The organism is Pseudomonas sp. LBUM1673, assembly GCF_059695645.1.
Window position 1 is genome coordinate 1,134,413 of record NZ_CP166780.1, and the last position, 24,147, is coordinate 1,158,559.

At 59.1% G+C, this 24,147-nt stretch carries 25 protein-coding genes; 16 read left to right on the top strand and 9 right to left on the bottom strand.

The features are described from left to right. Positions 1-45: 45 nt before the first annotated feature. Positions 46-825 (bottom strand): peroxide stress protein YaaA, encoded by a 780-nt coding sequence (gene yaaA, locus ACA044_RS05005; RefSeq protein WP_497445409.1) that lies wholly within the window; start codon positions 823-825, stop codon positions 46-48. A gap of 237 nt (positions 826-1,062) precedes the next feature. Here yaaA and ACA044_RS05010 point away from each other — a divergent pair, with 237 nt between their 5' ends. The 6 genes from ACA044_RS05010 (at position 1,063) to ACA044_RS05035 (ending at position 6,392) form a co-directional block, all read left to right on the top strand. Then, entirely contained in the window at positions 1,063-2,187 is a 1,125-nt protein-coding gene (locus ACA044_RS05010; protein WP_497445410.1) for a polysaccharide deacetylase family protein, read from the top strand. Between the two features lie 335 nt (positions 2,188-2,522). Beyond that, entirely contained in the window at positions 2,523-3,917 is a 1,395-nt protein-coding gene (locus tag ACA044_RS05015) for a PhoH family protein (protein ID WP_497445411.1), read from the top strand. Between the two features lie 231 nt (positions 3,918-4,148). Next, positions 4,149-4,622 carry a cyclic pyranopterin monophosphate synthase MoaC gene (gene moaC / locus ACA044_RS05020; RefSeq protein ID WP_253436675.1) on the top strand — a complete coding sequence of 158 codons (474 nt, stop codon included), beginning with the start codon at positions 4,149-4,151 and terminating at the stop codon, positions 4,620-4,622. Next, positions 4,619-4,861, top strand: a complete 243-nt coding sequence (moaD, locus tag ACA044_RS05025; protein ID WP_497445412.1) for a molybdopterin converting factor subunit 1 — start codon at positions 4,619-4,621, stop codon at positions 4,859-4,861. The genes moaC and moaD overlap by 4 nt, the downstream gene beginning before the upstream one ends. A gap of 3 nt (positions 4,862-4,864) precedes the next feature. After that, complete coding sequence (moaE, locus tag ACA044_RS05030) at positions 4,865-5,317, top strand: molybdopterin synthase catalytic subunit MoaE (RefSeq protein ID WP_497445413.1); 453 nt, start codon at positions 4,865-4,867, stop codon at positions 5,315-5,317. A 298-nt stretch (positions 5,318-5,615) separates the two neighbouring features. Continuing rightward, positions 5,616-6,392, top strand: coding sequence for an ABC transporter substrate-binding protein (locus ACA044_RS05035; protein WP_497445414.1), 777 nt, complete (start codon positions 5,616-5,618; stop codon positions 6,390-6,392). 124 nt (positions 6,393-6,516) lie between these two features. On the opposite strand, the gene ACA044_RS05040 is transcribed toward ACA044_RS05035, so the two are convergent. The 5 genes from ACA044_RS05040 to ACA044_RS05060 all read right to left on the bottom strand — a co-directional run bounded on the left by ACA044_RS05040 (position 6,517) and on the right by ACA044_RS05060 (position 11,857). After that, positions 6,517-7,158, bottom strand: coding sequence for a helix-turn-helix transcriptional regulator (locus ACA044_RS05040; protein WP_497445415.1), 642 nt, complete (start codon positions 7,156-7,158; stop codon positions 6,517-6,519). 99 nt (positions 7,159-7,257) lie between these two features. After that, on the bottom strand, positions 7,258-8,385 hold the full coding sequence (locus tag ACA044_RS05045; RefSeq protein WP_497445416.1) for an NAD(P)/FAD-dependent oxidoreductase: 1,128 nt from the start codon (positions 8,383-8,385) through the stop codon (positions 7,258-7,260). Positions 8,386-8,529: 144 nt separating this feature from the next. Beyond that, a complete protein-coding gene (locus ACA044_RS05050) occupies positions 8,530-9,477 on the bottom strand; it encodes an ornithine cyclodeaminase family protein (protein ID WP_497445417.1) in 948 nt (315 codons plus the stop codon). Positions 9,478-9,617: 140 nt separating this feature from the next. Beyond that, positions 9,618-11,105: an ATP-dependent RNA helicase RhlB gene (gene rhlB, locus ACA044_RS05055; RefSeq protein ID WP_497445418.1), complete on the bottom strand. Its 1,488-nt coding sequence runs from the start codon at positions 11,103-11,105 to the stop codon at positions 9,618-9,620. Between the two features lie 95 nt (positions 11,106-11,200). Further along, the gene (locus ACA044_RS05060; protein ID WP_497445419.1) at positions 11,201-11,857 is read right to left on the bottom strand and encodes an alpha/beta hydrolase; all 657 of its coding nucleotides are present in this window, start codon (positions 11,855-11,857) and stop codon (positions 11,201-11,203) included. Positions 11,858-12,328: 471 nt separating this feature from the next. Here ACA044_RS05060 and ACA044_RS05065 point away from each other — a divergent pair, with 471 nt between their 5' ends. The 9 genes from ACA044_RS05065 to ACA044_RS05105 all read left to right on the top strand — a co-directional run bounded on the left by ACA044_RS05065 (position 12,329) and on the right by ACA044_RS05105 (position 20,690). Continuing rightward, positions 12,329-13,360: an amino acid ABC transporter substrate-binding protein gene (locus tag ACA044_RS05065; RefSeq protein WP_497445420.1), complete on the top strand. Its 1,032-nt coding sequence runs from the start codon at positions 12,329-12,331 to the stop codon at positions 13,358-13,360. A 65-nt stretch (positions 13,361-13,425) separates the two neighbouring features. After that, the gene (locus ACA044_RS05070; protein ID WP_497445421.1) at positions 13,426-14,607 is read left to right on the top strand and encodes an amino acid ABC transporter permease; all 1,182 of its coding nucleotides are present in this window, start codon (positions 13,426-13,428) and stop codon (positions 14,605-14,607) included. 10 nt (positions 14,608-14,617) lie between these two features. Then, positions 14,618-15,715 (top strand): amino acid ABC transporter permease, encoded by a 1,098-nt coding sequence (locus ACA044_RS05075; protein WP_497445422.1) that lies wholly within the window; start codon positions 14,618-14,620, stop codon positions 15,713-15,715. Between the two features lie 28 nt (positions 15,716-15,743). Beyond that, the gene (locus ACA044_RS05080) at positions 15,744-16,508 is read left to right on the top strand and encodes an amino acid ABC transporter ATP-binding protein (protein ID WP_123719451.1); all 765 of its coding nucleotides are present in this window, start codon (positions 15,744-15,746) and stop codon (positions 16,506-16,508) included. A gap of 233 nt (positions 16,509-16,741) precedes the next feature. Then, complete coding sequence (locus ACA044_RS05085; protein ID WP_497445423.1) at positions 16,742-17,401, top strand: FadR/GntR family transcriptional regulator; 660 nt, start codon at positions 16,742-16,744, stop codon at positions 17,399-17,401. Continuing rightward, entirely contained in the window at positions 17,391-18,707 is a 1,317-nt protein-coding gene (locus ACA044_RS05090) for a CynX/NimT family MFS transporter (RefSeq protein ID WP_497445424.1), read from the top strand. The genes ACA044_RS05085 and ACA044_RS05090 overlap by 11 nt, the downstream gene beginning before the upstream one ends. A 127-nt stretch (positions 18,708-18,834) precedes the next feature. Next, positions 18,835-19,305, top strand: a complete 471-nt coding sequence (locus ACA044_RS05095; RefSeq protein WP_497445425.1) for a nuclear transport factor 2 family protein — start codon at positions 18,835-18,837, stop codon at positions 19,303-19,305. 40 nt (positions 19,306-19,345) lie between these two features. Continuing rightward, the gene (locus ACA044_RS05100) at positions 19,346-19,666 is read left to right on the top strand and encodes a GIY-YIG nuclease family protein (protein ID WP_497445426.1); all 321 of its coding nucleotides are present in this window, start codon (positions 19,346-19,348) and stop codon (positions 19,664-19,666) included. An 88-nt stretch (positions 19,667-19,754) separates the two neighbouring features. Continuing rightward, positions 19,755-20,690, top strand: a complete 936-nt coding sequence (locus ACA044_RS05105; RefSeq protein ID WP_497445427.1) for a glutathione S-transferase family protein — start codon at positions 19,755-19,757, stop codon at positions 20,688-20,690. Between the two features lie 151 nt (positions 20,691-20,841). Here the strand turns inward: ACA044_RS05105 and ACA044_RS05110 are convergent, their stop codons facing one another. Both ACA044_RS05110 and yejK read right to left on the bottom strand, forming a co-directional pair. Next, positions 20,842-21,192 carry a glutaredoxin family protein gene (locus ACA044_RS05110; RefSeq protein WP_497445428.1) on the bottom strand — a complete coding sequence of 117 codons (351 nt, stop codon included), beginning with the start codon at positions 21,190-21,192 and terminating at the stop codon, positions 20,842-20,844. Further along, on the bottom strand, positions 21,192-22,196 hold the full coding sequence (yejK, locus tag ACA044_RS05115; RefSeq protein WP_008026670.1) for a nucleoid-associated protein YejK: 1,005 nt from the start codon (positions 22,194-22,196) through the stop codon (positions 21,192-21,194). Before yejK ends, ACA044_RS05110 begins: the two co-directional genes overlap by 1 nt. A gap of 396 nt (positions 22,197-22,592) precedes the next feature. On the opposite strand from yejK, the gene ACA044_RS05120 reads away from it, so the two are divergent. After that, positions 22,593-22,874: an HU family DNA-binding protein gene (locus ACA044_RS05120; RefSeq protein ID WP_007905514.1), complete on the top strand. Its 282-nt coding sequence runs from the start codon at positions 22,593-22,595 to the stop codon at positions 22,872-22,874. Positions 22,875-23,090: 216 nt separating this feature from the next. Here the strand turns inward: ACA044_RS05120 and rlmF are convergent, their stop codons facing one another. After that, on the bottom strand, positions 23,091-24,113 hold the full coding sequence (gene rlmF / locus ACA044_RS05125; RefSeq protein WP_497445429.1) for a 23S rRNA (adenine(1618)-N(6))-methyltransferase RlmF: 1,023 nt from the start codon (positions 24,111-24,113) through the stop codon (positions 23,091-23,093). Positions 24,114-24,147 lie beyond the last annotated feature (34 nt).

The window sequence follows — 24,147 nt, forward strand, 5'->3', positions numbered from 1 at the left end:
CGACGAAGTAATGGGTGTCGTGCGCTGACTTAGTGCAGGTCTCCCTTACTCCGGTGCGTGATCGCGCAGGAACACCAGATTGTCCGGTTTAGACTGCTCGCTGCTGTAGCGATACCCCTGGACGTCGAACTGCTTGAGGGCGGCCGGGTCGTTGATGCGTTCCTCGATGACGAAGCGGCTCATCATCCCGCGGGCCTTTTTCGCGTAGAAGCTGATGATTTTGTACTGGCCGTTCTTCAGGTCCTTGAACTCGGTATTGATGATGCGCGCGTTCAAGGCACTGCGTTTGACCGCCGAGAAGTACTCGTTGGAGGCCAGGTTCAGCAGTACATCATCGCCTTGATCGGCCAAGGCTTCGTTCAGCCATTCGCTGATTTGCGTGCCCCAGAATGCGTACAGGTCCTTGCCACGGGCATTGGCCAGTTTGGTGCCCATCTCCAACCGATAGGGCTGCATCAGGTCCAGAGGGCGCAGCAGGCCGTACAGGCCGGAGAGCATGCGCAAGTGTTGTTGGGCGTAATCGAAGTCGGCTTCGCTGAAGGTTTGTGCATTGAGGCCGGTATAGACATCACCCTTGAACGCCAGCAAGGCCTGCTTGGCATTTTCTGGCGTGAAGGCTGGAGTCCAGCTGCCGAAACGCGCGGCATTGAGGCCGCCAATCTTGTCGGAGACGTGCATCAGCTCGCTGATCTGCGCCGGCGTCAGGTCGCGCAGTTGCAGGATCAGCTCCTGGGAATGGTCGAGGTATTGCGGCTGAGTGAAGCGCTGGGTCGCCGGCGGTGTTTCGTAATCGAGGGTCTTGGCGGGGGAAATCACCATCAGCATGAAGTCGTCTCCTTTAATCGTGGGGGCGATTCTAGGGGGTTGTCCTTGTTGACTCCAGCTATGGGTGTCATAGGTGATCGGTGGTGTCATGGGACAAGATCGCAGCCTCGCTTCGCTTGACAGCTCCTACAAGGGAACGCATTCCAACCTGTAGGAGCTGTCAAGCGAAGCGAGGCTGCGATCTTTTGATCTTCCCGCGATATAGTGCCGCGCGGGTTTTGTTATGGAGACATCCCATTGCGTATCGTTTTTCTTTTCTCGGCCTGGCTGTTGAGCTTTGGCGCTTTGGCGGCGCCGGGCGATGTGGCGACGCTGGATCGCAGCACCTGGCCTGAGCAGCTCAGCAGCCCGACACTGTTCGACGTGGCCTCGCGGGCCGAAATCCTCATGTTTGCCCGCGTCCTGCTGGCCAGTGAATCGCTGGATGAAGTGAGCCTGGCTCAACGCCTGGGCCTGCGCACCCTCAATCTGGAGTCGGTCAACCAGTTGCGCCAGCGCCTGTGGCAGCGATTGCTGACCAACTACAACTTCGCCCAACAGAGTTGCGATCAGGATGCTTCCTTCTGTTTTCTGGTCGAGGACATGGTCACCTTGCGCGAGCAAGCGGCCAAGTTTCAAGTCAGCGACGACAGCTATTACATCAAGTGGGCCGAGCCGAGCCGGTTGTTCCACGCCCAGTACCTGGACGAGCAGTTGCGCAAGGCCGCGCTGTTCCCGCAGACCAGCAGCGAAGTCGATCGTTTTGGCGACTATGAGCGCAATGGCGATGCCATGAATGACCGCCTGTTCCTGCTGACCTTCGACAGCGCCGCCAATGCCACACCGGATAACACGGCCTGGGTCACGGAGTACCTGCGCAAGTCGAACATGAGCGCTACGTTCTTCGTCCTCGGCAAGGACATTCAGGCCCGTCTGGCCGAACGTTCGGTGGCCAGCCTGCAAGGGACTTATTCGCAGCAATGCGTTGGCGTGCAAGGCTGGGAGTTCCGCTCCCACAGCCACTGGCAGGACTGGCAGGACTCGGTGCGACGCAGCATCGAGCTGGTCAAAGGCAAGTTGCCGGAGAATTACGTGCCGCTGTTCCGCCCGCCCGATGGCCAGCGTCGGTCCGACGCTGAAGGCTTTTTCAAGTCTCAGGGTTTGCAGGTGGCGTTGTGGGATATCGATGCCCAGGACGGCGCCGGCAAGCTCAAGGGCAACCAGAGCGCACAACGGGTGTTGACCCTGATGCTGCTGTGGCGGCACGGGGTGATCAATTTCAATGTTAAGCAGGATGCGTTGAAAACGGCGATGCCTTGGCTCATCACGCAAACGGCGCCAAGCGGGATCGGTTGGGAAAACTGTCAGGACGCGTTTCGCTGAAACGACGAAAGCCCGTAAACATTGGGTCAGGGGCGTTTTTGGGAGCGATTTCGGTGCAGGCGGACTTCCGACTTTAGCGGGGTAGTGGCAGTCCGCCAAGTGCTATTGGTCATTCTGCAAAATAAACTTCAAAAAAACGTCAAAGTGCTTTTTTCTGTCACAGGTTTTGGAGTATTACGAAGACAGACCGCCGAAACCTGCAACACAGGTGGCGTCTTCCAAGACTCCGTTTGAGTTGCAATCACTTGAGTCCCCGCAGGTGATTTCGGTGGCCACTTCGAGGCGCAGCACTGTCAAGGTATTGCGTCGACTGGCTCCCACAAAGGTGACCGAGTATGGATGATCACGGACGTAGCTCTTCTTCCAACCAGCCAATCCTTTATGTACTCGATACCAACGTATTGATTCACGATCCAAACGCCCTGCTTAATTTCGAAGAACACCACGTCGCGATCCCGATGACCGTGCTTGAAGAGCTGGACAAGCTCAAGAGCGGGCATCACAGCGTGGCCGCCGAATGCCGTCAGGCCATTCGGCTGATCGACAAGACCCTGGGCGATGCCTCTCCCGAAGACGTTGAACAAGGGGTGCCGATCCAGCGCGGCAAGAGCGGGCCGAAGGGCTTACTGTCAATTCTGATGAGCAAGCGTGCTGAGCCGAACATCATTCTGCCCGAGCACCTGAACGACAACATCATCATCAACCAGTTGATCGACCTGCACGCGCGCGATCCGAAACTGCCCGTGGTGCTGGTCACCAAAGACATCAACATGCGCCTCAAGGCGCGGGCCTGCGGGATCGCGTCCGAGGACTACAGCACCGACCAACTGGTCGACGACGTGTCCCTGCTGCCCAACGGCTACCACAACATGACCGGCTCCTTCTGGGACCGGGTGAGCAAAGTCGAAACCCGGCAGGATCATGGCCGCACCTGGCACCAGGTGCAGCTGATCGATAACCTGCCAGCGGTGCACATCAACGAGTTCATCATCGATGAACAGGGCTTTGTCGGCTGGATCAAGGAAATCCAGAGCGACAAATTGCTGATTCTCGACCTGCATCAGGAACCCCTGTTGCACCAGGAAGCCTGGGGCCTGAAACCGCGTGACATCTATCAAAGCCTGGCGCTGTACGCCTTGCTCGATCCGGATATTCACCTGGTCAACCTGTCCGGCGCGGCCGGCTCCGGTAAAACCATCCTGGCCCTGGCGGCGGCCATCGAACAGACCATGGTCAGCAAACGCTACCGGCGCATCATCGCCACCCGTAGCGTGCAGGGCCTGGACCAGGAAATCGGCTTCCTGCCCGGCACCGAAGCGGAAAAAATGGAGCCTTGGCTCGGCGCCATCACCGACAACCTCGAAGCCCTGCACATGGATGACGAAAACACCCATGGCAGCGTCGACTACATCCTCAGCAAAGTGCCGTTGCAGTTCAAATCCCTCAACTACATTCGAGGCCGCAGCTTCCAGCAGAGTCTGATCCTGATCGATGAATGCCAGAACCTCACGCCGCACCAGATGAAAACCATCATCACCCGTGCCGGCGCCGGTTCCAAAGTGGTGTGCCTGGGCAACCTGGCGCAGATCGACACCCCTTACCTGTCCGCGACCAGCTCCGGGCTGACGTACTTGACCGAGCGCTTCAAGGACTTCCCCAACGGTGTGCATATCACCCTGCAAGGGGTGCCACGCTCGATTCTGGCCGAATACGCCGAATCGCATCTGTAACCCTCACCAGAACCGGGCGGCCCAAAGCCGTCCGGTTTTTTTATGCCCGACGAATAACCCTGTGGGAGCGGGCTTGCCCGCGATGGCATCACCGAGGTGTCCCTGTTGAACCGCAGCGTCTGCATCGCGGGCAAGCCACGCTCCCACAGGGTTCGGTATAAACGCATAATCAAACGTGCGGAAATTTGACCCGCAGGTTTACAATCGATGCTCCTGATCAGGAGTAACGCTGTGCTGACTCATCTCGATTCCCAAGGTCGTGCCAATATGGTCGACGTCACCGACAAAGCCGTGACGTTTCGCGAAGCGACGGCCCAAGCGCTGGTGCGCATGCTGCCCGAAACCCTGCAGATGATCGTCAGTGGCGGTCATCCCAAGGGTGACGTGTTCGCCGTGGCGCGGATCGCCGGCATCCAGGCGGCGAAGAAAACCAGCGATCTGATTCCTCTGTGCCACCCGTTGATGCTCACCGGCGTCAAGGTCGAACTCAGCGCCGAAGGCGACGACACCGTGCGCATCGTGGCGCGTTGCAAGTTGTCCGGGCAAACCGGCGTCGAGATGGAAGCGCTGACCGCCGCCAGCGTTGCGGCACTGACTATTTATGACATGTGCAAGGCTGTGGACCGCGGCATGACCATCGAGAGCGTGCGGCTGCTTGAGAAACTCGGCGGCAAGAGCGGCCATTTCCAGGCGGATCAGCCATGAACGTTACGGTGAAGTTTTTCGCCCGTTACCGTGAAGTGCTCGGTGTGGACTCGGTGCAGGTCGAAGGTGAATTCACCACGGTCGACGATGTGCGCGCGCTGCTCGCCCAGCGTGATGGCGCCGAGGTGCTGAGCGAGCAGAACCTGATGTGCGCCCGCAACGAAGACCTCTGCCAACTCGACGAACCGGTGAGCGATGGCGATGAAGTGGCGTTTTTTCCGACCGTGACCGGAGGCTGAGCCATGGCGATTCGCGTGCAGCCCACGCCGTTCGACCCGGGCGCTGAAGTCAACGCCATGCATGCGGCCAATGTGGGCGTCGGTGCGGTGGTGAGTTTTGTCGGCTACGTACGCGACTTCAATGACGGCCTCGACGTCGCCGGGATGTTTCTGGAGCACTACCCGGGCATGACCGAAAAAGCCCTGGGCAAGATTGCCTCGGAGGCCGAGCAGCGCTGGCCGCTGTTGAAGCTGGAGGTGTTGCACCGCATCGGTGCCCTGGGGCCGGGCGAGCCGATCGTCTTCGTCGGCGCTGCCAGCGCCCACCGTCAAGCGGCGTTCGATGCCTGCGCTTTTGTCATGGACTACCTGAAAACCCGAGCGCCGTTCTGGAAGAAGGAAAACACCCGTGATGGACCGCGCTGGGTGGAAGGGCGTGAAAGCGATCATGCGGCGGCGGATCGCTGGAACAAGTAAGCGGTCAGTTGTTTCTTTGTTGGCTGTCAGTCCGTCTTCGCGAGCAAGCCCGCTTCACATTGGATTTGTGAACGACACAGATCAACTGTGGGAGCGGGCTTGCTCGCGAAGAGGCCATCCGCATCACTTCAATCCCGCTGATTCCCCTCCCGACCAGAGGCCGGAAGAACTGTGCGCGGTCGATTGACGATTAATACATAAAAGTCCAGTATGGAATTATAAGTACAAAAAAGGTGTTTCCTGTTTCAGTCTTTTCTTCTGTCTTGCCAAACCAACAACAACCCGCGAGAGAACGAACATGAAGAAATTCCCCCTCATCACCGGTCTGGCCCTGAGCCTGTTGGCGTGCAGTAGCCTGTTCGCCGCCGAGAAAAACCTGCGCATCGGTATTGAAGCGGCTTATCCGCCGTTCGCGTCCAAAACCGACAAAGGCGAGATTGTCGGTTTCGACTACGACATCGGCAATGCCCTGTGCGCACAGATGAAGGTCAAGTGCGTGTGGGTAGAAGGCGAATTCGACGGTCTGATTCCTTCCCTGAAAGTGAAGAAAATCGACATGGCGCTGTCATCCATGACGATCAACGAAGACCGCAAGAAGTCGGTGGACTTCACCCACAAGTACTACTTCACCTCATCGCGCCTGGTGATGAAGGAAGGCGCGGTAGTGGATGACCAGTACGTCAGCCTCAAGGGCAAGAATATCGGCGTGCAGCGCGCAACCACCACCGACCGTTATGCCACCGAGGTATTCGAGCCGAAGGGCATCAACGTCAAGCGCTACGGCAATAACGAAGAAATCTACATGGATCTGGCAGCCGGTCGCCTCGATGCCATTTTTGCCGACACCATTCCACTGAATGACTTCCTGTCGATGCCGCGTGGCAAAGGCTACGCGTTTGTCGGGCCGGAGCTCAAGGATCCGAAATATGTGGGCGAGGGCGCCGGGATTGCCGTGCGCAAGGGCAACACGCAGTTGGTGGCGGATCTGAACAAGGCTATCGACGACATTCGCGCCAATGGCGAGTATCAGAAGATTTCGCAGAAGTACTTCAAGTCCGATATCTACGGCGATTGATTAATCGCTTTCGCGAGCAAGCCCGCTCCCACAGGTTCTGCGGTGTACTCATGTTTTGTGCACGACACGGACACTGTGGGAGCGGACTTGCCCGCGATGAGGCCGGAACAGTCACTACAAATCTTTAGCCCTTCAATTCCTTCAAATGCTTGTACACCGTCGCTCGGCCCATGTTCAGCACATTGGCCACATAGTTGGAGGCGCTTTTGCCTTTGAAGGCGCCTTCGGCGTGCAGCGCCAGCACCAGTTCGCGTTTGTGGTCGCGGGTCAGCACATTCAGGCTCAACTGACGCTCACGCAGCCAGGCGTGCAGAAAGGTGTTGATCCGCTCTTGCCAGTCATCGCGAAACAGTGAGTCCGGTTGCGGGATCAGCTTGGTCGGCGACAGGAACAGATCCAGCGCCGCCTTCGCGTTTTCGAACAACGAGATGTTCAGGTTGATGCACAGCACCGCCAGCGGATGACCATCGCTGTCGCGCAGCACGCTGCTGAGGCTGCGAATTTTCTGGCCGTCCCAGTTGAGCTTTTCGTACGGCCCGATGTTTCGTTCACTGACCTCTTCGCTGAGCATGTCTTCCAGCGACGAGTCGTCACCGATTTCCCGTTTGGACAGGTTGTTGGCGATGTAATCGACCTTTTGCGTGCGCAGGTCGTGCAGCACCACCTCGGCATGAGGGAAGAACAACGTGGCGATCGCATCGGCAATCGCACGGAAGTTGTCCATGGACGCATTGTCCAGGGCCGAGTTTTTTTCAGGTGCGTTCATACAGTGGAGCTCCAGGCAGCGTCAGCGCCCCGTTAAAAAAGGGGCGCTGGAAGTTTGCCGCAATCGTGTGGACACGTCACCTGAGGGGCAGGATCAGGATCAGCCCAGGCGGGCGGGGGAGAGCATCTCGGCGTCCAGGCCGAAACGGGTGAGCTGCTCGGGCAAGGCTTCACCGCGTACCAGGGCAGCGCTGGCCTGGCCCATGGCCGGCGACGTCTGGATGCCGTAGCCACCTTGCGCCGCGACCCAGAACAGCCCCGGCACCTGCTGATCGAAGCCGGACAGCAAATCCCCGTCGCGCACGAAACTGCGCAGGCCGGCCCAGGTGCGGGTCGGGCGGCGGATGGTCAAGGTAGTGGCTTCTTCGATCTGGTAGATGCCCATGGCGATGTCCAGCTCTTCGGGTTGCACGTCATGCGGTTCCACCGGGTCGGCGTTGGCTGGTGAGCCGAGGAACATGCCGGCGTCGGGTTTCATATAGAAGGACTCATCGAGGCTGACCAGCATGGGCCAGTCATGGATATCCAGGCCCTCGGGGCCGGCGAAGATGAAGGCTGCCCGGCGCTTGGGTTGCAGGCCCAGGGTTTTGGCGCCAGCCAGCTCGCCAATCTTGTCGGCCCAGGCACCGGCGGCGTTGATGATAATCGGGGCGCTGAAGGTCTGAGTGGCGGTGTGAACCTGCCACAGCCCTTCGGCATCCCGGGTCAGGCTCAGCACTTCGCTGTCGGTATGAACCTCGCCTTTATTGCGACGGATACCGCGCAGATAGCCCTGATGCAGGGCGTCGGTATCGATGTCGCTGGCACTCGGGTCGTAGATTGCGCCATGGACTTTTTCCCGGCGCAGGATGGGCAGGCGCGCGCAGGCCTCGTCGGCGCTGAGTAGTTGCATCTGCGGCACCGTGGCTTTGGCGCTCAGGTATTGATTGTTCAGCTCGGCCGGATCGCCAGTGAAGTCGACGGTCATCTCGCCGCGCGGGGTCAGTAACGGGTGTTCGCAGAAACCGGGTGGCGGTGCGTCGAAGAAGTCGCGGCTGGCCTGGGTCAATGCCCGAACCTGCGGTGTGCCGTAGGCGGCGGTGTACAGTGCCGCCGAGCGTCCGGTGGAGTGATAGGCCGGATGGGATTCGCGCTCGAGCACAATCACCCGCCCATGCTGCGACAGCCAGAAACCGGTGGAAGCACCGGCAATCCCGCCGCCGATGATGATGAAATCTGTCTGGCTCATGAACGTCTCCTGAAAGGGCGCAAATGCCGAAATTGTGGAATTCCCTGTAGGAGCGAGGCTTGCCCGCGAAGGCGATGTGTCAGTCTCTATATCTGTTTACTGATACGGCGCCTTCGCGGGCAAGCCTCGCTCCTACGGGGGGTGTTAGCGCTGTAATTGGTAAAGGGCATTGGCCAGTGCGATGTCTTCCAGGCCCAGGCCGATGGAGCGGAAGAACACCGGGCGGTCGTATTCAGGGCGCTGGACTTTTTCGCTGAGCAGGTCGGGCAGGTCGCCGATAATCAAGCGCTTGTCCCAGCCATGTTGTTCGCCAGCGATCAGCATCTCGCCGGCCGAGCCTGGGGTGGTCTGACGATAGTCGCAGAACACTTGCATGTCATTGAGGCTCTGCGGCGGTACTTCATGGGCGCGTGGGGCGTTGGTGCTGATGGAGGTGATCAGCGCCGGTTTGCTCAAAATTGACGGGTCGATTACCGGGCCGGCGGACGAGGTGCAGAGCATGATCACGTCGGCGTCCTGAATCGCGGCTTCGCAGCTGTCGGCGAGGGTCAGTCGTGTGTCTAGGCTTTCAAGCTGTGCCAGCGCTTCGGGATTCTTGTCGCTCAGGCTCGGCGAGTAGAGGCTGATGCTTTGCCAGTCTCGCAGGTCCTTGACGTAGTGCAGGTGCGCCTGGGCCACCTTGCCGCTGCCGATGATCGCCAGGCGTTGGGCTTTCAGCGGAGCGAGGGCATCGACCGCCACCGCTGTGGTCGCTGCGGTGCGTGCCGTGGTCAGTTCACCGGCATCGCAGAGCAACAGCGGCTGGCCAGTCTGCATCGACATCAGCAGCGTCCAGGCCGTCACCAGCGGGCCTTGCTCGCGCACGATGTAAGGCGACGTCTTGACGCCATACACCCCGTCCTCGGCCAGCACGCCCAGGTAGTTGATGAAGTCCCCGGCACCCTTCGGGAATTCCACCAACTGTTGCGCCGGCTGTACGGCTTGCCCGGCAGCCAGGTCGCGGAACAGTTTGCGCAGGATCTGCGGCACGTCAACGTGTGCCAGCAGTTCACGAGCCTGGGGTTGGGTGATCACGTAAGGCGTGCTGGGCATGGTTGGCTCCGGGTGCTGAGAGTAAACTAATTTGTCCATTATGGACTTTTAGTTATCTCTAGCAAGCTCCTGTTGAAAAAAGCCGGACGAAAAAAAAGCGCAGTCCGTTTCCGGCTGCGCTTCTTTCTGAAAGGCCCGAGTTACGGACGCTTGCGCTCAACCGCCCGCAGCAGATGCGTCGGTGGCGTTTCACAACTGATCTTGCGACCCAGCAACGCCTCGATGGACGGTAGCTGGTAGGAGTCGTCTTCACCGGCAAAACTGATGGACACGCCATCGGCGCCGGCACGACCGGTACGACCGATGCGGTGCACGTAGTCATCCGGGACTTCCGGCAGGGTGAAGTTGATCACGTGGCTGATACCGTCGATGTGAATACCGCGCCCGGCCACATCGGTGGCCACCAGCACGCGGATCTTGCCTTCGCGGAAACCTTCCAGAGTCTTGATGCGCTTGTGTTGCGGCACATCGCCAGACAGTTGCGCCGCGTTGACGCCATCGCGCACCAGGCGTTCTTCAATGCGCCGCACTTCGTCCTTGCGGTTGGCGAAGACCATCACCCGCTCCCAGCCGTTATCGTTGACCAGGTTATAGAGCAGTTTGTATTTGTCGGCACCGGCCACCGCGTAGATGTGTTGCTCGACGTTTTCGCTGGCCACGTTCTGCGACTCGATCTCGACGATCGACGGGTCGGTGGTCCATTGCTTGGCCAGGTTCATCACGTCTTCGGTGAAGGTGGCGGAGAACAGCAGCGTCTGACGCTCGTTTTTCGGCGGAGTCTGGCGAATGATCTGACGCACTTGCGGGATGAAACCCATGTCGAGCATCCGGTCGGCTTCGTCCAGCACCATGACTTCGACCATGTCCAGGTGCACGTCGCCGCGCTGGTTGAAGTCGAGCAAGCGGCCCGGAGTGGCCACGAGGATGTCGCAGTGACGGGCTTCGAGGTGCTTGAGCTGCTTGTCGAAGTCCATGCCGCCGACAAACGTCATGACGTTGAGGCCGGTGTACTTGGTCAGGTCGGCTGCGTCCTTGGCGATCTGCACCACCAGTTCCCGAGTCGGGGCGATGATCAGTGCGCGCGGTTCACCCATGTAGCGTTCTTTGGGCGGTGGTGTTTGCAGCAGCTGAGTAATGATCGAAATCAGAAATGCGGCGGTTTTGCCGGTGCCGGTCTGGGCGCGACCGATGGCGTCTTTGCCCGCCAGGGTGAAGCCAAGCACCTGTGCCTGGATCGGCGTGCAATAGGGAAAGCCAAGGTCCTGGATGGCGTGCATCAGTTCGGGGGCGAGCTTGAAATCGTGGAAGCGGGTTTTGCCTTCCTGGGGTTCGACGACGAAGTCTTCGAGTTTCCAGGGAATAACCGGCGCTTTTGGTTTCGGTTCGCGACGCGGTTTTGCCGGTTTCGGGGCTTCGCTGCGTGGCTGCTCAGAGGCAATGGCCTCCACAGAGGGGGCGGTCGGTGGGGTCACCGGCTCGTGCTTCGGTGCCGCTACGGTTGCGGTCCGGCCAGGCTGATTACCGTCGGTGCGGTGGCTGGGGGTATGAGAAGGAGCGCTGGAGCCTGGCGCGAGCTGCTCAGCCTCGCTTTTACCGAACATTTTCTTGAGTGCTTTGAGCACGGTCATCTCATCAATTGGTTAAGGAATATACGCCGGGCAGTGTAATGCAAGAATCGGGCGCGGCGTAGTGCATTGGTCACCCGGCTACAGAAGTTTCGATTTCAGCGCAAGCGGTCGGCCAGCCACACGCCTATATCGCGGATTTCTTCGGGTAACACTTCGTGGCCCATTGGGTATTCCTGCCATGTCACGGTGACATCAAGTCGCTTCAAATGCTCATAGGCGGTTCGACCCATGGCATTTTGCACGACCTCATCGTAATGACCATGCAGGCAATACACCGGAATCCGCTGTTGGCTGGCCGATAGTTGCAGTTCGTCACTGAATGTCGGTGCGTAAGTTGAGAGGGCAAGTACGCCCCCCAAAGGGCCCTGCCACTTCAAAAAGGCCGTGTGTAAAACCACTGCGCCGCCCTGGGAAAAACCGGCGAGAAAAATCCGCGAGGCGTCTATTCCGCTGTTTCGCTGCTCTTCAATCAAATTGACGAGCGTTTGCGCGGACTCATCCAGCTGCTCGCGGTTGATTGCCCGCGCCGGGCTCATGGCCAGAATGTCGTACCAGCTCGGCATCTCGTAACCGCCGTTGATGGTCACGGCGCGGGTCGGTGCCTGGGGCAAAACGAAGCGGGTGGTCAGCAGACTTTCTTGCAACGCCTCGGCTACCGGCAGGAAATCGTAGCGGTCCGCGCCCAGGCCATGAAGCCAGATTACGCAGGCATCGACGGGCTTGCTGGGCTGAAGTATCAAGGTTTGGGTCATATCTGCACCATTATTGTGCGCGCGCTCTCATCGGTAGCTCGGTCGGTGCGCGCGGCTGGTTGTTCTGTTAATAAAATGTCGCAATGCTGCAAGTTTTGCTATTGAACTACCGCTGAAACGCTTTGGCGAGCGGTGTGGTACGGGCTTTGCTATAGGGAAATCCGTGTAAGTAATCCTGCGCCGAGCGGTAACACTATCAGGGTACCTTCGGTTGTGGGATAGCAAAGAATCCGGTGATGGATGTTCGCCAGTGGCCGCTACGGGCTTCGCGAACGTGAAAGGGTTACAGCCCGTTCGGCCGATTGGTGAGAAAGGGAGTTGTCCATGATGTGGATTTTCTCCTACTAGACTCATAGCGACGGTCCTTAACGTCGGTTGACCCTAAAAAAAGCCAACACGGGTCAACAACGCCTCAAAAAGGTGCGACAGGACTGAAGCTCCGACACAACAAGAGCAAAACTGGAGGTTTGAATGAAGATGTTGAAATCCACCCTGGCCATCGTGACTGCAGCCGCAGTGCTCGGTGTCAGTGGGTTCGCTCAGGCGGGTGCAACCCTGGATGCAGTGCAGAAGAAAGGTTTCGTACAGTGTGGTGTGAGTGACGGTTTGCCGGGTTTCTCGGTTCCGGACTCTACCGGCAAGATCGTCGGTATCGATGCTGACTTCTGCCGCGCTGTGGCTGCTGCCGTTTTCGGCGACGCGACCAAGGTCAAATTCAGCCAGTTGAACGCCAAAGAGCGCTTCACTGCGCTGCAGTCCGGTGAAATCGACATCTTGTCGCGCAACACCACCATGACCAGTTCCCGTGATTCCGGTATGGGCTTGAAGTTTCCTGGCTTCATTACTTACTACGACGGCATCGGCTTCCTTGTGAACAACAAGCTGGGCGTCAAGAGTGCCAAAGAGCTGGACGGTGCGACCATCTGTATTCAGGCAGGGACCACCACTGAGTTGAACGTTTCCGATTACTTCCGCGGCAACGGCCTGAAGTACACCCCGATCACGTTCGACACCTCCGACGAAAGCGCCAAGTCGCTGGAATCCGGTCGTTGCGACGTACTGACCTCCGACAAGTCCCAGCTGTTCGCCCAGCGCAGCAAGCTGGCCTCGCCGAAGGACTACGTGGTTCTGCCGGAAACCATTTCCAAGGAACCGCTTGGCCCAGTCGTGCGTAATGGCGACGACGAGTGGCTGGCTATCGTGCGCTGGACTGGCTACGCCATGCTCAACGCTGAAGAAGCAGGCATCACTTCGAAGAACGTCGAAGCCGAAGCCAAAGCCACCAAGAACCCGGATGTTGCTCGTATGCTGGGCACTGACGGTGAATACGGCAAAGACCTGAAAGTGAAGAAAGACTGGGTTGTCCAGATCGTCAAGCAGGTCGGTAACTACGGCGAAGTGTTCGAGAAGAACCTCGGCAAGAGCACTGCGCTGGAAATCGACCGCGGGCTGAACGCTCTGTGGAACGCTGGCGGCATTCAATACGCACCACCAGTGCGCTGATGGTTCTATCACCCGGTGGGCCAACCACCGGGTGATGTTCTGTTCCATTATTTTCGGGGCACTTCATGCAAAATTCAATCGGCGCACCAAAGCAGAGGCTCAGCCTCAGCGATCCGCGAGTGCGTGCGTGGGTATTTCAGATCATCACGATTGTCGCGGTGGTCTCGCTGGGCTGGTTTCTGTTCGACAACACGCAAACCAACCTCCAGCACCGGGGCATCACCTCGGGTTTCGACTTTCTTGAGCGCAGTGCCGGCTTCGGTATCGCTCAGCACCTGATCGACTACACCGAATCGGACAGCTATGCCCGGGTGTTTGTCATCGGCCTGCTCAACACCTTGCTGGTGACTTTCATCGGCGTGATCCTGGCGACGCTCCTCGGTTTCATCGTCGGTGTGGCACGGCTGTCGAAGAACTGGATCATTGCCAAGCTGGCGACGGTGTATGTAGAGGTCTTCCGTAACATTCCGCCGCTGCTGCAGATCCTGTTCTGGTACTTCGCGGTGTTCCTGACCATGCCGGGGCCGCGCAACAGCCATAACTTCGGTGACACCTTCTTTGTCAGCAGCCGCGGCCTGAACATGCCCGCGGCGTTGGCGGCGGATGGTTTCTGGCCGTTTGTGGTGAGCATCATCGTGGCCATTGTCGCGATCGTGTTGATGTGCCGCTGGGCCAACAAGCGTTTCGAAGCGACCGGCGTACCGTTCCACAAATTCTGGGTCGGCCTGGCGCTGTTCCTGGTGATCCCTGCGCTGTGCGCCTTGATCTTCGGCGCTCCGTTGCATTGGGAAATGCCACAGCTGCAAGGTTTCAACTTCGTCGGTGGCTGGGTGCTGATCCCGGAACTGCTGGCGCTGACCCTGGCCTTGACGGTGTACACCGCGGCGTTCATCGCCGAAATCGTGCGTTCGGGTATCAAGTCGGTCAGCCATGGCCAGACCGAAGCGGCGCACTCGTTGGGATTGCGCAACGGTCCGACGCTGCGCAAGGTGATCATCCCGCAAGCCCTGCGCGTGATCATTCCACCGCTGACCAGCCAATACCTGAACCTGGCGAAAAACTCCTCGCTGGCGGCCGGTATCGGTTATCCGGAGATGGTGTCGTTGTTTGCCGGTACGGTGCTGAACCAGACCGGGCAGGCGATCGAAGTCATTGCCATCACCATGAGCGTGTACCTGGCGATCAGTATCAGCATTTCCCTGCTGATGAACTGGTACAACAAGCGCATTGCGCTGATCGAGCGGTAAGGAAAAGCGCATGACGACTCATACTTTCAAACCCGACATGCCACCACCGAGCAGTAGTATCGGTATCGTGGCGTGGATGCGGGCGCACATGTTCTCCAGCTGGATCAACACCCTGCTGACGCTGTTCGCGTTCTATCTGATTTACCTGATAGTCCCCCCTATCGTGAGCTGGGCGATTCTCGATGCCAACTGGGTCGGTACCACCCGCGCCGATTGCACCAAGGAGGGCGCCTGCTGGGTGTTCATCCAGCAGCGCTTCGGCCAGTTCATGTATGGCTACTACCCGACAGGCCTGCGCTGGCGCGTGGACCTGACCGTATGGCTGGCAGTGATTGGTGTGGCGCCGTTGTTCATCTCGCGCTTCCCGCGCAAGGCGGTCTACGGGCTGAGCTTTCTGGTGCTCTATCCGATCATTTCCTACACCTTGTTGCACGGTGGCTGGTTTGGTCTGACCGAAGTGGCGACCAGCCAGTGGGGCGGCCTGATGCTGACCCTGGTGATCGCTACCGTCGGTATCGTCGGCGCGCTGCCGCTGGGTATCGTTCTGGCCCTGGGCCGTCGTTCGAACATGCCGGCGATCCGGGTGGTCTGCGTGACCTTCATCGAATTCTGGCGCGGCGTGCCGTTGATCACGGTGCTGTTCATGTCTTCGGTGATGTTGCCGTTGTTCCTGCCCGAAGGCATGAACTTCGACAAACTGCTGCGGGCGCTGATCGGCGTGATCCTGTTCCAGTCGGCCTACATCGCTGAAGTGGTGCGTGGCGGTCTGCAAGCGATCCCCAAAGGTCAGTACGAAGCGGCAGCGGCGATGGGCCTCGGTTACTGGCGCAGCATGGGCCTGGTGATTCTGCCGCAAGCCCTGAAGCTGGTGATCCCTGGCATCGTCAATACCTTCATTGCGCTGTTCAAGGACACGAGCCTGGTGATCATCATCGGCCTGTTCGACCTGCTCAACAGCGTCAAGCAAGCCGCCGCCGACCCGAAATGGCTGGGCATGGCCACTGAAGGCTATGTGTTCGCGGCCCTGGTGTTCTGGATTTTCTGTTTTGGTATGTCCCGCTATTCCATGCATTTGGAACGCAAGCTGGACACTGGCCACAAGCGCTAAAGCAGTACCTAATTTAGGAAGTTCTCTGATGAGCGAAGCAATCAAAAAGACAGTGAGCCCCGAAGGCATTATTCAGATGCAGGGCGTGAACAAGTGGTACGGCCAGTTCCACGTGTTGAAAGACATCAACCTGAACGTCAAGCAAGGCGAGCGTATCGTTTTGTGCGGCCCGTCGGGTTCCGGCAAATCCACCACCATCCGCTGCCTCAATCGTCTGGAAGAACACCAGCAGGGCCGCATCGTGGTCGATGGCGTGGAACTGACCAACGACCTCAAGCAGATCGAAGCGATCCGCCGTGAAGTCGGCATGGTGTTCCAGCACTTCAACCTGTTCCCGCACCTGACCATCCTGCAGAACTGCACCCTGGCACCGATGTGGGTGCGCAAGATGCCCAAGCGCAAGGCCGAAGAAATCGCCATGCATTACCTGGAACGCGTACGCATTCCGGAGCAGGCGCATAAATACCCGGGGCAACTGTCTGGCGGTCAGCAACAGCGTGTGGCGATTGCCCGTGCCCTGTGCATGAAACCGAAAATCATGCTGTTCGACGAACCGACTTCGGCACTCGACCCCGAGATGGTGAAAGAGGTTCTGGACACCATGATCGGCCTGGCCGAAGACGGCATGACCATGCTCTGCGTAACCCACGAAATGGGCTTCGCCCGTACCGTGGCCAACCGCGTGATCTTCATGGACAAGGGTGAAATCGTCGAACAAGCCGCGCCGAACGACTTCTTCGACAACCCGCAGAACGAGCGCACCAAGCTGTTCCTGAGCCAGATCCTGCATTGATGCCAGGCTGACTCGCAAAAACAAACCCGGCCTCGCGCCGGGTTTGTTTTTTGTACTTCTGGCATCCGCGAGCAAGTGCGGATAGCGATCAAGCAGGCCCTTAAAGGGTAATTTTGACTAATCGAAAATCCCGCTCCATTCCCTCACTCTGACAGTAGGCGGTTGTCGTCCTACGCATTGCTGACTAACATGTCAGAAAATTCATCCTATGATTGGATGAAAGGGCGAATCCTATGTCAGACATTTCTCCGTTAATTAAGCGATCTTTGGTCGATCAGGCCCTGGACCAGTTGCGCCTGCGCATCACCGAAGGCGTCTGGACGGTCGGCCAGCGCTTGCCCACAGAGCCAGAACTGGCGACCGAACTGGGCATCAGCCGCAACACCGTGCGCGAAGCCATGCGCGTGTTGGCGTTTTCCGGGTTGATCGAGATTCGCCAGGGCGACGGCAGCTATCTGCGGGCGGTGATCGATCCACTGGACACCATGAAGGCGCTGTCCCGTTGCACTCAGGAACAGGCTCGGGAAACCCGGCACATTCTGGAAGTCGAAGCCATTGGCCTGGCCGCGTTACGCCGCACCGATGAAGACCTGGTGGCATTGCGCGAAGCGCTAGGCGTCAGCGGCAGTCACTACCACGGCGATCTCGACACCTACATTGCCTGCGACCTGGTGTTTCACCGTCGACTGGTGGATGCGGCGCACAACCCGACTCTCAGCGAGCTGTATCGCTACTTCTCCAGCATCGTTGGCGCGCACTTGCGCCAGACCCTGAACATCTCACCTCGACGCCAAGCGGTGTTCGACCTTCATGTCGAACTGCTCGATGCCGTCGAGCAACGCGACCCGGAACGGGCCAAAGCCTTGTCGAGGCAGTTGATCAATGAACCTTGAAACCGAGAACCCGATATCCCGCCAGCAGGCCAGCAACAGCAGCACCACCGAGTTCAAGCGCACGGCGGAGCTCGAAGAACTGTTGATCGACGCCGAGGCCGATGACGAACAGGTTCAGCAAAGTCACCCGATCCTGCGGCGCCCGTGGCTGCTGTTGCTTGGCTTGATTCTGGTGGCGCTGAACCTGCGTCCGGCACTGTCGAGCATGGCGCCGATGCTCAGCGAGATATCGAAAACACTGGGGTTATCGGCGGCCCAGGCCGGGTTGCTGACGACCTTGCCGGTACTTTGCCTCGGTCTGTTCGCTCCGTTGGCACCGCTGCTGGCCCGACGTTTTGGTGCCGAGCGGGTGGTGTTGGGGATTCTTCTGATGCTGGCCGGCGGGATCATTTTGCGCAGTTCGTTCGGCGAGGTCGGCCTGTTCGCCGGCAGCGTGCTGGCCGGCGCCAGCATCGGGGTGATTGGCGTGCTGCTGCCCGGCATTGTCAAACGTGACTTCCCGAAACAGGCCGGCACGATGACTGGCGTCTACACCATGGCCCTGTGCCTGGGGGCGGCCATGGCGGCTGGCGCGACCGTGCCGTTGAGCCAGCAATTCGACAACAGCTGGGCCTTGGGCCTCGGCTTCTGGGTGGTTCCGGCCTTGGTCGCGGCGATGTTCTGGCTGCCGCAAGTCGGCCAGAAACACGGCGCGCACCACGTTGCTTATCGGGTCCGAGGCCTGTTGCGTGATCCGCTGGCCTGGCAAGTAACCTTGTACATGGGCCTGCAATCGTCTTTGGCCTACATCGTGTTCGGCTGGTTGCCGTCGATTCTGATCGGCCGCGGTCTGACACCCACCCAGGCCGGACTGGTGTTGTCGGGCTCGGTGATTGTCCAGTTGATCAGCTCGCTGGCAGCCCCTTGGCTGGCGACGCGCGGCAAGGATCAGCGGCTGGCGATCGTGATCGTCATGGCAATGACGCTCGGCGGTTTATTCGGTTGTCTCTATGCACCGATTGACGGTTTGTGGGGCTGGGCGATCCTGCTGGGGTTGGGGCAGGGCGCTACGTTCAGCCTGGCGTTGACCCTGATTGTGCTGCGCTCGCGGGACGCTCATGTAGCGGCCAACCTGTCGAGCATGGCCCAGGGCTTCGGTTACACCCTGGCGTCCATGGGGCCGTTCGCGGTCGGTGTGGTGCATGACTGGACCGGCGGCTGGAGCGCCCTGGGCTGGATCTTCGGCGTCATCGGCCTCGGCGCGATCATCGCCGGCCTCGGTGCCGGGCGTGCGCTGTACGTTCAGGTCGAAAGCGAGAAGGTTTGAAACTTGCGCACTGTCGGTATTCGGGCCGCGAATGCCGATAGTGTTCCGCGCATTTGTTGACTATCGTGCAGGCAATCTTTCGAAGTCATTTTGCACATCTATTTGCACATCCAGAGGGAGCCTGTCCATGAGTGATACCCACAACGCCTTGATCACCCGGTTCTACCAAGCCTTCCAGCGGCTGGATGCCGAGGCCATGAGCGCCTGCTACACCGACGACGTGGTGTTCAGTGATCCGGCGTTCGGCGAACTGCGCGGGCGCGATGCCGGCGACATGTGGCGCATGCTCACCACCCGGGCCAAGGATTTCTCCCTGACCTTCGATAACGTGCGCAGCGATGAGCGCACCGGCGGTGCCCATTGGGTGGCGACGTACCTGTTCAGCCAGACCGGCAATATCGTGGTCAACGACATTCAGGCGCGTTTCGTGTTTCGCGACGGCAAGATATGCGAGCACCACGACAGTTTTGATCTGTGGCGCTGGTCGCGTCAGGCGCTGGGCTTCAAAGGGCTATTGTTGGGCTGGACGCCTGCGGTGAGAAACGCCGTTCGTGCTCAGGCCTTGAAGGGGCTGAAGGCATTTCAGGCCAGTCGCTGATAAGATCGCGGCTTGTTTCCTTTCAAGCCTTGATCGTCACGTGAGCACCTCGAGCGAATCTTCTGTTATTGCTGCCGAACCGTCGCTGCCCGTCAGCAAGCCTTGGTTCGTCTACCTCGTTCGCGCGGCCAATGGTTCGCTCTACTGCGGGATCAGCGACGATCCCGTCCGCCGCTTCGCCACCCACCAGAGTGGTAAAGGTGCGCGTTTTTTCCTGTCCAGCCCGGCTGTGGCGCTGGTCTACACCGAAGTCTGCCGCGACAAAAGCGAAGCACTGCGACAGGAGCGGTTGATCAAAAAACTCAAGAAAAGCGCCAAGGAATGTCTGGTGGCGAGCGCGGTTGCGGGCTTATCAATCTGACTGATAAGCGCCCATCAGGCAGATGTGTAGGCTGCTTGTGGATTGCGCGATAAGCTGCGGGTTCCTTATCCGAGCGGCGGAGCCGAGCATGTCCGAGTTGATTCTGCATCATTACCCGACGTCCCCTTTCGCCGAAAAGGCCCGCTTGCTGCTGGGCTTCAAGGGGCTGTCCTGGCGTTCTGTGATAATTCCCCGGATGATGCCAAAACCCGATCTGACGGCCCTGACCGGTGGCTACCGCAAGACGCCGGTCTTGCAGATCGGTGCCGATGTCTATTGCGATACCGCGTTGATCGCTCGTCGCCTGGAGCAGGAAAAAGCTTCACCGGCGTTTTTTCCGGAAGGCCAGGAAATGGTCGCGGCGACCTTCGCGGCGTGGGCCGATTCGGTGGTGTTCCAGCATGCGGTCAGCCTGGTGTTCCAGCCAGCATCGGTGGCGGTGCGCTTCGGCAAGTTGTCGCCGGAAGCGATCAAGGCCTTCCTGGCCGATCGCGCCGGCTTGTTCAGCGGTGGCAGCGCCACACGGTTGTCGGCTGAGCAGGCCCGGCATCAGTGGCCGACGATCATGGCGCGGCTGGAGCAGCAGCTTCAGCGCGAACAGGGCGACTTCCTGTTCGGCGAGCCGTCGATTGCCGACTTTGCCCTGGCCCACCCGTTGTGGTTCCTCAAAGCGACGCACGTGACGTCACCGTTGGTGGATGCTTACCCGGCCGTGTCGGCGTGGTTTGGCCGTGTGATGGGCTTTGGTCATGGCGCGTTCAGCGAGATGACTTCTGAGGAAGCGCTTGAAGTCGCGCGCAATGCCACACCGGCTGCGTTGCCGGATGAGCAGTTTGAGGAGCCAAACGGGTTCGAGGTTGGTCAGCAGGTGGTGATCGCTGCGACCGATTACGGCGTTGATCCGGTGGCGGGTGAGTTGTTGTTTGCAGGTAGCGAAGAATTGATTTTGCGTCGTGAAGATGAACGGGCCGGCATAGTGCATGTGCACTTTCCGCGGTTCGGGTTTCGTATCGAGGCTTGCTGAGGCACACCCTGTGGCGAGGGGGCTTGCCCCCGTTGGGCCGCGAAGCGGCCCCAGCATTTCAACGGTAAACCTCATGCATAGGGTTTACGACTGCTGCGCAGCCGAACGGGGGCAAGCCCCCTCGCCACAAGGGATTGTGTGAGCCAGTGGGTTATTTCAACGCCGCAAGAACCTTGTCCGGATCATACCCGCGTATCAACGTTCCGTTCACATCGATGATCGGAATCCCGCGTCCACCGAGTGCCTCATAGGCCTTGCGCGCTTCGGAATCCTTCTCGATATCGAACTCCTTATACGGAATGCCCTTCTGGTCGAGAAAGCGTCGGGTAAGCTTGCAGTAGCCGCACCATTCAGTGGCGTAGAGCACGACGTTGGCCTTGGCCTGGGTCTGCTCGGACACCACCTGTGAGGGGTGAAGCAACCGCTCGATTTTGCCCCAGTTCTGGTAAATAACGACCACCAGCAGGATCAGCAGGCATTTCTTCAACACGCCGCCGAGCATCAGTTGCGTCGCTTGAGCTGGTCGGTCAGTTGGGTCGGCAGGCCCTTGATGATCAGCGTGCCGGCCTCTTCGTCGTATTCGATCTTCGAGCCCAGCAGGTGAGCTTCGAAGCTGATGGACAAACCCTCAGCGCGGCCGGTGAAGCGGCGGAACTGGTTCAGGGTGCGTTTGTCCGCAGGGATCTCAGGCGACAGGCCGTAGTCCTTGTTGCGGATGTGATCGTAGAAGGCTTTCGGGCGTTCTTCGTCGATCAGCTCGGACAATTCTTCCAGGCCCATGGGCTCGCCCATTTTTGCCTGGCTGCTGGCGTAATCCACCAGGGTCTTGGTCTTTTCGCGCGCGGACTCTTCCGGCAGGTCTTCGCTTTCGACGAAGTCACTGAAGGCCTTGAGCAGGGTGCGGGTTTCGCCGGGGCCGTCGACGCCTTCCTGGCAGCCGATGAAGTCGCGGAAGTACTCCGAAACCTTTTTGCCGTTCTTGCCTTTGATGAACGAGATGTACTGCTTGGACTGCTTGTTGTTCTGCCACTCGGAGACGTTGATCCGCGCTGCCAGGTGCAACTGGCCAAGGTCCAGGTGTCGCGAAGGGGTCACGTCCAGCTGATCGGTCACTGCCACGCCTTCACTGTGGTGTAGCAGGGCGATGGCCAGGTAATCGGTCATGCCCTGTTGGTAATGCGCAAACAGCACGTGGCCGCCCACAGAGAGGTTCGACTCTTCCATCAGCTTTTGCAGATGTTCCACCGCCACCCGGCTGAAGGCCGTGAAATCCTTGCCACCGTCGAGGTATTCCTTCAGCCAGCCGCTGAACGGATGCGCCCCGGACTCGGCATGGAAGAAACCCCAGGCCTTGCCTTGTTTGGCGTTGTAGCTCTCGTTGAGGTCGGCAAGCATGTTCTCGATGGCGCTGGATTCGGCCAGTTCGGAATCGCGGGCATGAAGAACTGCGGGTGTGCCGTCGGGTTTTTTGTCGATCAGGTGGACGATGCAATGACGGATCGGCATGGGCTTCTCGGCTGATTGAAGAGAGGAGGGCGTGCTCCCCCGAAAAAGCGCTCAGTGTACCGCAACCACTGGTTTTGGCGTGGTGCCAAGGGCAATTTGCAGCTGTCCGCTGGCCCTTATGCAGTTTTTTGCCGATTTAGAGCAATAAAGCTGACCAAATGGGTAGCTAGAGGCGGATATTTCCCCGTCTCTGTGCTAGTTTTGCCCGGTCTTACGCGAAGTCACTGCGTTAAGCGTGCATTCAGCATTTGTCAGGTCGAACCAAACCCTGATTTCGGTATCTATAACCCCGACTCGTCGTGGTTATGGCCGAGGGTGCCAGATCCAGAAGATCGGGCTCGATGGCTGACACTGCACTCTGCAATCCATATGAATTTGATAGGGAAGGAACATTACATGGCTCTTACTAAAGACCAACTGATCGCCGACATCGCTGAAGCTATCGACGCGCCAAAAACCACCGCGCGTAACGCTCTGGACCAACTGGGCCAAATCGTTGCTGATCAGCTGGAAAACGGCGGCGAAATCACCCTGCCAGGTATCGGCAAGCTGAAAGTGACTGAGCGTCCTGCCCGTACCGGCCGCAACCCTTCGACTGGCGCTGCCATCGAAATCGCTGCCAAGAAAGTTATCAAGCTGGTTGTGGCCAAAGGCCTGACCGACGCTGTTAACAAGTAAGACTTGTTAAAAAAAACCGTGCTCCGGAGCAATCCGGGCACGGTTTTTTTGTGTCTGCGATTTAGCGATTGACCTGCAACACCTTTAAACCAATGTGGGAGCGAGCCTGCTCGCGATAGCTGCATGTCAGTTAACGATGATGTCGACTGATGCACCGCCATCGCGAGCAGGCTCGCTCCCACATTTGATTTTTCGCAGCTCAGGACCAACCGTTACTCAGCTCTTGCGAACCCAACGTTCGCGCCAGACCTGTTGTTCGGATTTGGTCTGGAATGTCCAAGCGACGAAACGGCTTTGCTTCTGTCCTTGGGACATTTCCACGACCTGGCTTTCCAATACGCCGGCCTTTTTCAGCGCCGTCTGGATCGCAGGCAGGTTTGAGGCTTTCGAGACCAGGGTGCTGAACCAAAGCACTTTGTGTTGAAAATGCGCGCTCTCGGCGATCAGTTGCGTCACAAACCGTGCTTCGCCACCTTCACACCACAGTTCGGCCGATTGACCGCCAAAGTTCAGCACCGGCAGTTTGCGTTTTGGGTCGGCGCGGCCCAGTGCGCGCCATTTACGCTCGCTGCCCTTGGTTGCCTCGTCCATCGAGGCGTGGAACGGCGGGTTGCACATGGTCAGGTCGAAGCGCTCGCCGGGTTCGAGCAGGCCCAGAAGAATGTGCTTGGGATTGCTTTGCTGGCGCAGCTGGATAGCTTTGTTCAGCCCGTTGGACTGCACGATGGCTTTGGCGGCGGCCACGGCCGTCGGGTCGATTTCCGAGCCGAGGAAGTGCCAGCGATAGTCGCTGTAGCCGATCAACGGATAGACGCAGTTGGCGCCCATGCCGATATCGAGCACCTTGACCGGCGCACCGCGAGGAATTTCGCCGTCGTTGACGCTGGCCAGCAGGTCGGCCAAAAAGTGCACGTAGTCGGCACGGCCCGGAACCGGTGGGCACAGGTAATCGGCCGGGATGTCCCAATGGGCAATGCCGTAGAACGACTTGAGCAGCGCCCGGTTGAACACCCGCACCGCGTCCGGGCTGGCGAAGTCGATGCTTTCCTTGCCATACGGGTTGATGATCACGAACTTGGCCAGTTCCGGCGTGGTTTTGATCAGCGCAGGGAAGTCGTAACGGCCCTGATGGCGATTGCGCGGATGCAGGCTGGCCTTCTCGCGCGGTTCCACGGCTTTGGCCGGGGTAGCGGATTCAGGCTTCTTGCGCGCAGGTCTTGGTGTGCGGGGGGCGTTCATGGGCGTGGTCGATTCGGGTATGGCTAAAAGTGGC